This is a genomic window from Dietzia sp. UBA5065 (assembly GCA_002415925.1).
Classification (GTDB): Bacteria; Actinomycetota; Actinomycetes; order Mycobacteriales; family Mycobacteriaceae; genus Dietzia.
Window position 1 is genome coordinate 1,380 of sequence record DIAZ01000005.1, and the last position, 8,917, is coordinate 10,296.

At 74.3% G+C, this 8,917-nt stretch carries 6 protein-coding genes; 2 read left to right on the plus strand and 4 right to left on the minus strand.

Annotation, left to right across the window (positions count from 1 at the left end):
• Window positions 1–64: 64 nt before the first annotated feature.
• Genes B4M60_RS00530 through B4M60_RS00540 form a run of 3 tightly spaced genes read right to left on the minus strand, consistent with a single transcriptional unit; the run spans window position 65 to window position 5,087 of the window.
• Window positions 65–2,584: a serine/threonine protein kinase gene (locus B4M60_RS00530; RefSeq protein ID WP_291079412.1), complete on the minus strand. Its 2,520-nt coding sequence runs from the start codon at window positions 2,582–2,584 to the stop codon at window positions 65–67.
• Window positions 2,581–3,666, minus strand: a complete 1,086-nt coding sequence (locus B4M60_RS00535; protein ID WP_291079413.1) for a glutamate ABC transporter substrate-binding protein — start codon at window positions 3,664–3,666, stop codon at window positions 2,581–2,583. Before B4M60_RS00535 ends, B4M60_RS00530 begins: the two co-directional genes overlap by 4 nt.
• Window positions 3,663–5,087, minus strand: a complete 1,425-nt coding sequence (locus B4M60_RS00540; RefSeq protein WP_291079414.1) for a hypothetical protein — start codon at window positions 5,085–5,087, stop codon at window positions 3,663–3,665. The genes B4M60_RS00535 and B4M60_RS00540 overlap by 4 nt, the downstream gene beginning before the upstream one ends.
• A 184-nt stretch (window positions 5,088–5,271) precedes the next feature.
• Between B4M60_RS00540 and B4M60_RS00545 the strand changes: the two genes are divergently transcribed.
• Together B4M60_RS00545 and B4M60_RS00550 are read left to right on the plus strand one after the other, a co-directional pair.
• A complete protein-coding gene (locus tag B4M60_RS00545; protein ID WP_291079415.1) occupies window positions 5,272–6,306 on the plus strand; it encodes an NUDIX domain-containing protein in 1,035 nt (344 codons plus the stop codon).
• Between the two features lie 40 nt (window positions 6,307–6,346).
• Entirely contained in the window at window positions 6,347–8,170 is a 1,824-nt protein-coding gene (locus B4M60_RS00550; protein WP_291079416.1) for an alkaline phosphatase D family protein, read from the plus strand.
• Window positions 8,171–8,246: 76 nt separating this feature from the next.
• On the opposite strand, the gene thiE is transcribed toward B4M60_RS00550, so the two are convergent.
• Window positions 8,247–8,714: a thiamine phosphate synthase gene (gene thiE, locus B4M60_RS00555; RefSeq protein ID WP_414646694.1), complete on the minus strand. Its 468-nt coding sequence runs from the start codon at window positions 8,712–8,714 to the stop codon at window positions 8,247–8,249.
• Window positions 8,715–8,917: the final 203 nt, after the last annotated feature.

The following is an 8,917-nucleotide window of genomic DNA, read 5'->3' on the forward strand; positions in this document are numbered from 1 at the left end:
GTCGGGTCGACGGGAGACCTGGAGAACCCCTTCCGCGAGACCCGCCGCTGACCCGGGGGCGGGCTCAGAACAGGGTGCGCGGGCGGATCCTGTTGGCCTGGTCGACCAGCCGGAACCGCTGCTGACGGGTCTCGGTGGACCGCGCGAGCGTCCGCAGGACGGTCTCGGCGCCCGACCGCAGCCCGAACTCGGTGAACGGCACGCCGCGCATGAGCGGCGAGGGGGACGGTTCGTTGCCCGGCAGCCGGATCCACGCCAGCGCGGTGGTGAGCAGCGTGAGCCGGATCTGGAACGCCCGGTGTTCGCCGGCGGACAGGGCGCTCACCCGGCGCGCCGCCTCGCGCAGGTGGGCCTCCTCGGTCTCCGCCAGCGGCCGGCCCTGGCACAGCAGGAGGATGGCGGTGAGGTTGGCCAGGGCCGAGTAGCGGGAGTTCGGCGGCACCCGGTCCAGTTCCTCGATGGCGGCCGCTACCTCACCCCGCCGCTGCAGCTGACGCGCCAGCCCGAACGCCGAGCTGATCACCGACCTGTCCACCGACCACACCGTGCGGTAGAAGTGCTCGCTCGAGCGCGCCCAGCGGGTCCGGTCGCCCTCCGGGCACACGTCGAGGATCAGCTCGGCGGTCGCGGCCAGCGCCAGCTTGGGCCCGTTCTCGCCCGGCATGGCGGACAGCACCTGCTGGAACTTGGGGTACGCGCCCACCGGGTCCCCCTTGAGGAGCGCGATCACCCCGTCGTACCAGACCAGGCGCCATTCCGCGCGGCGCCGGTGGGAGTTCTCCTCGAGCAGCGCCTCGGCCGCCGCGAGGTCCCCGACCTCCAGGTAGGCGCGGGCCAGCGACATGATCACCCCGACGCTCTCGTGGGCCTCGGAGTCGGCGTCGGAGTACAGCTCGAGCAGGGTGTCGATCCGCTGCTCGACGGAGGTGTAGGAGGTGGCGGCGAGGATGCGGCCCGCGGGGTCGGACGGCTCCATCAGCGGCACGGGGAGGGCGTCCACCAGCTCCGAGCCGGTGAGGGTGGTGTCCCGGGCCTGGCCGTCGACCAGGAAATCGGTCGGCTCCACCGTGAACAGCGTGCCGAAGGTCGACCGCTGCGGGGAGAACACCGAGGAGAACGCCGGGTGCGGCACCCCGGTCCGCAGCGCCAGGACCTCCCGCAGCACGCCCATGAGCTGCCCGGACATGCCGTTGGCGCTGCGGAAACGCATGTCCGGGTCCTCGTGGGTGGACCGCAGCAGGAACCGGTACAGCGAGTCGTACCGGCTGAACACCGGCTCCTCGACGGGGGAGGGGATGCCGTCGGCGTAGCGGCCGTCGACCACCGGCAGCCGCACGATGAGCGAGGCCAGCGTGCGCCCGACGGTGTAGAGGTCCGAGGCGATGGTCGGTCCGGTCTCCGGGATCTCCGGCGCCTGGAATCCGGGCGTGCCGTAGATGTGCCCGTAGTCGCCGATGCCCGAGACGGCGCCCATGTCGATCAGCTTGACGTGGTCCTCGGTGAGCATGATGTTCTCGGGCTTGAGGTCGTTGTAGACCAGGCTCACCGAGTGGAGGTAGGAGAGGGCGGTGAGCGCCTCGAGGACGTAGGCGATCGCCTTCTCCACGGGCAGGACCCGGCCCGGCGCGGCCCGGCGGACGTCCCGCAGGCTGGGGCCGCCGACGTATTCCATGACGATGTAGCCGCCGTGGGTGGGCGAGGTGGCCCAGTCGTCGTGGATGAAGTTGTAGATCCGCACGATCGACGGATGCGACAGCTCGGCGAGGATCTCCCGCTCCGCCAACGCCACCTCCTGCGCCGCCGCCTGGTCGGAGTGCAGCAGGCCCTTGAGGACCACCCAGCGGTCGGAGACGTTGTGGTCCACCGCGAGGTAGATCCAGCCCATCCCGCCGTGGGCGAGCGCGCCGCGGACCTCGTACTGGTCGGCCACCACGTCGCCGGGCTGGAGCTCGGGGCGGGGCAGGCGCCCGTCGGAGGCCGCGCACTCGGCCTCGATCTCCTCGGGCGAGAGCATGGCCGAGTTGGGGTCCACCGGGATGATGTACGGCAGGTCCACCAGCCCCTCGGACGCCGGGCTCGGCCGATCCTCCGGCTTGGTCGGGTGCCGCAGGCGGAAGGGCGCGGTGGTGGAGCGGTCGCCGGTGGCGCGCTCGCCCGTCGGCCGATCGCCGGAGGCGGACCTCCCGGAACCCGCGCCACCGACGCCGCCAGCCTCGACGGAGCCACCGGCCCGCCGTGAGCCGGGAACGGATTCGGTCCGCGACCGTGGGTCGTCGTCCCCCGCGCCCGGGCCGGTGGCCTCGACCGCGCCCGTCATCCCGGCTGCCCCGGTGTTCTCCAGCGCGCCCGTCATCCCGGCGGCCCCGGTGCTCTCCAGCGCACCCGTGCCCTCCAGCGCGCCCGTCATCCCGACGGCCCCGGTGGCCTCCAGCGCACCCGTCGCCCCGATCGGACCGGTCACCGCGACGGGTCCCGTCACCTCCACGGGTCCCGTCACCGCGATCGCGCCAGTGCGCAGGGTGGCCTGCGTCCCCACGGTCGGCTCGTCGTCGCGGGGCCCGTCGTCCCACTTCCGGTAGCTCATCGCGGTTCCTCCGGCAGGTAGACCGGGGCGGGCATCCCGGGGCTCGGCCCGAGCCCGGACAGCCACCGCGAGTACATGCGGTTCCAGGTGCCGTCGCGCCGGATCCGCTCGAGCGTCGAGTTGACCTGCCGCACCAGCCCGTCGGTGTTGTTCCCCGGCGTCGACTTGGCGATCCCCACCCCGTACGGCTCGGCGTCCAGCTGGGGACCGACGATCTCCAGGTAGGGGTCCTGGGCGGTGATGCCCACGAGGATGGCGTCGTCTGTGGTGATGGCGTCGACCTGGTTCTGCTGGATGGCCACCAGGCAGTCCGCCCACGTGTTGACCGACAGCACCGTCACCCGGTCCAGGTCCGCCCACAACCGCGAGGCCGAGGTGGTCCCGGCGGCCACGCACACCCGCTTGCCCTCGAGGTGCTCGATCTCGGTGATCCCCGACCCGCGCACCGCCAGGACCCGCTGGTAGGCCCGGTAGTACGGCGCGGAGAAGGTGACCCTCTCGCGCCGCGCGCACGTGATGGACATCGACCGGATCACCAGGTCCACCTGGTCGTTCTCCAGCGCCTCGATCCGGTTGGCCGAGGTGAGCGACCGGAACTCCACCTGCCGGGGGTCGCCGAAGATGTCCGCGGCGATCTCGCGGGCCAGGTCCACGTCGAAGCCCGTCAGCTGCCCGGTGGCGGGGTCGCGGAAGGAGAACAGGTTGGAGCCCTGGTCCAGGCCCACGATCAGCCGACCCCGCTGCTTGATCCGGGGCACCCGGGCCTCCGGCGGCACGTCGTCCGGGCGCAGGCTGGCCAGCGGGTTGCAGGACTGGTCGTCGGCCTCGGAAGGCAGACCCGACGGGATCTCCGTGCTGATCACCGCGCCGGCGGGCAGCGGCATCACCGCCTCCACCTCCGGGATCCCCGCCGCCGCCGATTCGGCCGAGGCCACGGCGGAGGCGGGGTCCTGCGCCGGCCCGCCCGGGCCGCCGCCGGCCTCGTCGTCGTCGGCCCCACACGCGGCGCCGACCGCCAGGGCCGCCACCACGACGCCCGCGGTCGCCACCCGCCGGGCCCGGCCCCGCCACCCCGCGCTCACAGGTACTCCCTGATCCGGGGCGCCACGCCCACCACCACGGCGAACGCGGCCAGCGTGGACAGCGCCATGATGAGGTCCGGCCCGTTGGAGGAGGTGCGCCGCGCCTTGTCGATCCGCGTGCGGAGGGTGTCGCGGGCCTCCTCGATGGCGTCCTGCATGGACTCGTCGAACCGGTCGAACGCCGCGCCCGACGCGCCCTCGCCCTGCCCGGAGGAGATGGTGATGGCCCCCACGTAGTCGCCCTGCTGGTACAGCGAGTCGGCCCGGTTCTGGGCGGCCATCCACTGGTCCAGCGACTCGATCGCGCTGGTGACCGCGCCGTTGGAATCGAGGCTGATGCCCCCGGCGGTCGGCTCGTCCGGCTCCAGGTAGACGGTCAGGGTGTCCCGCACCCCGCTGAGGATGGCCGCGCGCTCGGCCGCGGAGCCCTCGGGATCGGTCCGCCGCACCAGGTTGAGCGTCTCCTGCGCGCGCACCTTCTGGGCGTTGATCCGCTGCCGCGTGAGCTCGTTCATCGGCGCCGCGCCCTCGGACAGCCCCTTGGCGTTGTCGTTGGCGGCCAGGAACCCGGCGATCATCGTGAGCAGGAAGGTGGCCACGACGAGCAGCCCGGCCAGCGCCAACGCGGGGTTGACCCGCCGGGCGGTGAGCTTCCACAGCCACTGCTGCATGAGGACCAGCACCGCGATCGCCAGTCCCAGCAGGAAGAACGACCCCCACGGCGGCGAGGACCACTCGCGGTCCGACTGGCCCACCGACGTGGACTGCCGGTCGTACAGGTCGGCGGCCGCGGGCAGGATCGTGTCCTGCATCAGAGCCGACGCGGACGCCAGGTACGCCGAGCCGACCGGGTTGGCCACGCGGTTGTTGGTCCGCGCGGTCTCCACGAGGCCGGTGTAGGTGGTCAGCTGCGCGTTGATGTGGGCCAACTGGTCGATGGACTCGGTGTCGTTGCGGTCGAGGCCCTGGGAGGCGGCGATGATCGACGACGACGACGTGGCGATGGCCTGGAGGTAGCGGTCCCTCAGTTCCGCGGGCTCGATGCCGCCGGTGATGAAGGCGGTGTTCGCCGCGGAGTCCGCGATCGTCAGGGAGGAGTACAGCGTCTGCGAGGCGTTGGCGACGGGCTCGACCTCGGCCAGCAGCGTCTCGTGGTGGCTCTGGCGCTGGGTGATGGTGTTGGACGCGACGATCCCGCCGACCAGCACCGTGATGATCGCCACCACCGCGAACAGCGTCATCCGTCCGGGGGTGGTGAGCACGTCGTTCCAGAGGCGGGAGGCGCGGCGGCGGACGGGGCGGCGGGGGCCGGGGGCCCGGTCCGCCTTGTCGGTCGTCCTGTCGGTCGTCCTGGCGCTGCCGGTTCCGGTGCCGGACCGGCCGGGTCGGGTGAGAGTGGGCAGGCCCATCGCGTCGCTCACCTCCCCGGTCCTCGGCCGCCGGAGGTGGAGATCCGGCGGGCGTGTGTCCCAGGTTAGTGAAGTGGCGGGGCGGCGTCGGGCAGACTGGTCGAGGAGCACGCCGGTTCCGTCCCATCCCGGGCGGATTCAGGGTGAATCCGGGGCGGATCCCGGGCGGGTCCGGTGCACGAGGAGGGGAGGTCCGGTGGCCGCGAGCGAGGGTGACGGCAACGGCTGGGTGGTGTCCGCCGGCGGGGACCGGCGGTGGGGCCGCTTCGGCGCCGCGGGACTGCTCCTGCGCGCCGCCGACCCGGCCGACCCCGACACCCCGCTGGTCCTGCTGCAGCACCGCGCGGTGTGGACGGCCTCCGGCGACACGTGGGCGCTGCCCGGCGGCGCGCGCGACTCCCACGAGAACGCCCCGCAGGCCGCCCTCCGCGAGACGCAGGAGGAGGCCGAGATCCGGCCCGCGGACGTGGCGGTGCGGGCGGAACGCGTGACCTCGCGGATGCCCGGGACGGTGTGGCACCGCCCCGGCCTGGACATGCGGCACGTGGCGGAGATGATGCGCCGGCTGCGGCCGGATCAGAAGCCCGCCGACTCCGCCGCCGGCACGGGGCCGGACGGTCGCCCGCGGACCATTCCGCCGCTGGTGCAGGAGTCGGCCGACGCGGTGGAGTGGACGTACACCACCGTCGTGGCGGACGCCCCCCACGCGCTGGACACCGTGCCCAACAACGAGAGCCTGGAGCTGCGCTGGGTGCCCGAGTCCCGGGTCGCCGACCTGCGGTTGATGCCGGCGTTCGCCCGGGCGTGGGCGGACGGGCTGCGCACCCGGCCGGTGGAGCTGGTGGTGGACGTGGCCAACGTGCTCGGGTCGCGGCCCGACGGCTGGTGGAGGGACCGGGCCGGCGCCACCACGCGGCTGCTCGCGGAGCTGGGGGCCGAGATCCCCCGCACGCTCGAGCTGCCGGAGGGCTTCGGCTGGGTCGCGCGGGCGCACGCCGTGCTCGAGGGAGCCGCCCGCGACGCCGAGCACTCCGGGCCGCTCGTCGTGCACCGGGCGCCGGGCTCGGGCGACGACGCGATCGCCGCCCTCGCGGCCGAGCTCGCGGGCGAGGCGTCCGCCGGGCCGGAGGGCGGGCCCCGCCGGGTGGTGGTGGTCACGGCCGACCGGGGACTGCGGGCCAGGCTGCCGGAGAACGTCCTCGTCGTCGGGCCCCGGGCGCTTCTCGGGTAGATCCCCCGGCCACCCTCCGCGCGGGTGCACACTGGTCCCCATGCGCCAGACCCCCCCGTCCGCCGAGATCCTGGTCGGGCCGATGCTGCGGTACGTCGACAGCCGCGACGCCACGGTGTGGCTCGAGGTGTCGGCGCCGTGCCGGGTGACGATCCGGCTGGGGGAGGACGGGAGCGGCGGCGAGGAGTCCGAGCGGTCGTGGGGGGTGCACGGTCGCCACTTCGCCGTGCTGCGCCTGCGTGACCTCGAGCCGGGCGTGGAGACGCCGTACACGGTGACGCTCGACGGCGCGCACGCCTGGCCGCCCGACGCGGACCGACCCAGCGTGATCCGCACCCCGCGCCCCGACGACACCGTGCGGCTGGCGTTCGGCTCCTGCCGGCGCGGCGAGAGCCAGAACCCGCGGGCGCTGCGCAAGATCGGCGCCGACGCGCTGGTCGCCCTGGCGCACCAGATGGCGCACACGCCGCACGAGGACTGGCCCGACGCGATGCTGCTGCTCGGCGACCAGGTGTACGCGGACATCCCGAGCGAGGAGATCGCGGACCGCCTGGCCGGGCGCCGCGCGGCCGGCGGCGGCCCGCAGTCGGTGCGCGACTCGGCCGGGGCGGGGGGAGACCGCGACGTCTCGGGCGAGATCTGCGACTTCGAGGAGTACTCCTGGCTCTACCACGAGTCGTGGCGCGACCCGGACGTGCGGTGGCTGCTCTCGACCGTCCCGAGCTGCATGATCCTCGACGACCACGACCTGCGCGACGACTGGAACTCCTCCCACTCGTGGCGCCGCGAGATGACCGCCCAGCCCTGGTGGCGCGACCGGGTGATCGGCGCGTTCGGCAGCTACTTCGTCTACCAGCACCTGGGCAACCTCGCGCCCGACGAGCTGGAGGGCCACGAGGTGTACCGCGCGCTGCGCGACGCCGGCTCCGACGCCGAGCGGGAGCGGATCCTGTCCGACTTCGCCGTGTCCGCCGACGCCGAGCGGGGCGCCGTGCAGTGGAGCTACAAGCGGGACTTCGGCCGGGTGCGGGTGGTGATGCTCGACGTGAGGGCCTCGCGGCACCTGGACCCCGACGACCGGCGGGTCATGGACTCACGGGAGTGGGAGTGGACGCGCGACGCGTGCCTGGGCGAGGAGGTGGACCACCTGGTGATCGGCTCGTCGCTGCCGGCGTTCATGCTGCCCGCGCTGCACAACCTCGAGGGGTGGAACGAGGCCGTGGCGAGCAGCGGGCGGCCCACCCGGCTCAGCTCGCGGGCGGGCGAGCGGATCCGGCTGGCCGTGGACCTGGAGCACTGGGCGGCGTTCCGCTCGAGCTTCGACGACCTGGTGGGGCTGCTCACCGAGGTGGCCGCGGGCGACCGCCACGCCGCGCCCGCGTCGATCCTCCTGCTGGGCGGGGACGTCCACTGCTCGTACCTGGAGGAGGTGGACCTCACCTCGCCGCGGGTCGCCGGGTCGGACACCCGCGTGCACCAGCTGGTCATGTCGCCGTTCCGCAATCCTTTACAGAAGTCGATCCGCGCGGTGAACAGGCTCTCGGTGCGCGAGCCGGTCCCCGCCCTGACCCGCCGGCTGGCCCGGGCCGTGGGCGTGCGCGAGCCCGAGGTGCGGTGGCGGGTCACTGACGGCGTCTGGTTCCACAACGGCGTGATGACCCTGGTGCTCCGCGGCCGCCGCGCGGCGGTGAGGGTCGAGCACGCCACGGTCGAGTGGCCCGGGGGCGGCCTGGGAAAGTTCCTCACCCTGGTGCCGGGGGTGGTGCCGGACTCCTGGGGACGACGACGACGAGGCGGCGATGCGCCGGACCGAAAGCCCCGACAGGTGCTGCGCACGACGGTGACCAGGGAGCTCAGCGGCTGAGCTGCCGCCGTCCGCCCCGGCCCGCCGTCCGCCCCGGCCCGCCGACCGCCCCGCCGACCGCCCCGGCCCGCGGCCGTCACCCGGTCAGGGCGCCCCGCAGCCGGCGGGCCGCGGCGGTGGGGTCGTCGGCATCGGTGATCGCGCGCACCACCACCACCCGCTGGGCGCCCGCTGCCAGGACCTCGGCGACGGTGTCGCGGTCGATCCCTCCGATCGCGAACCACGGCTTCGCCGCGCCCGCCGCGCCCGCCGGACCCGCCGCGTGTCGCACCAGCTCCAGGCCCGGGGCGTGCCGACCGGGCTTGGTCGGGGTCGGCCACACCGGCCCCGTGCAGAAGTAGTCCACCAGGGGGTCCGCTGCCGCGGCGTCGACCTCGGCCGCGGCGTGGCACGAGCGGCCGATCACCACGTCGCCGCCCACGATCCGCCGCGCCCACTCCGGCGGCAGGTCGTCCTGCCCCAGGTGGAGCACGTCGGCCCCCGACGCCGCGGCCACGTCCGCCCGGTCGTTCACCGCCAGCAGCGCGCCGCGGGAGTCGCACACCCCGCGCATCACCGCCAGCGCCCGCAGCTCGTGCAGGGCCTCGAGCGGGCCGTGCTCGCGCTCGCCGGGCGAGNNCGACGCGCGTCCAGACAGAGGTAGAGGTGGGCGTCGGCGAGGCGGGCACGGAGTCGGGCGGCGCGGGCGGTCATGCCGACCAACCCTAGGCGACGACCCCACTAGGCTGGCCGCCATGACCGCGCCCG

Bases quoted from the DNA above. Each gene is read 5' to 3' on its own strand.
- B4M60_RS00530 (WP_291079412.1), bottom strand. From the start codon at position 2,584: ATGAGCTACCGGAAGTGGGACGACGGGCCCCGCGACGACGAGCCGACC.
- B4M60_RS00550 (WP_291079416.1), top strand. From the start codon at position 6,347: ATGCGCCAGACCCCCCCGTCCGCCGAGATCCTGGTCGGGCCGATGCTG.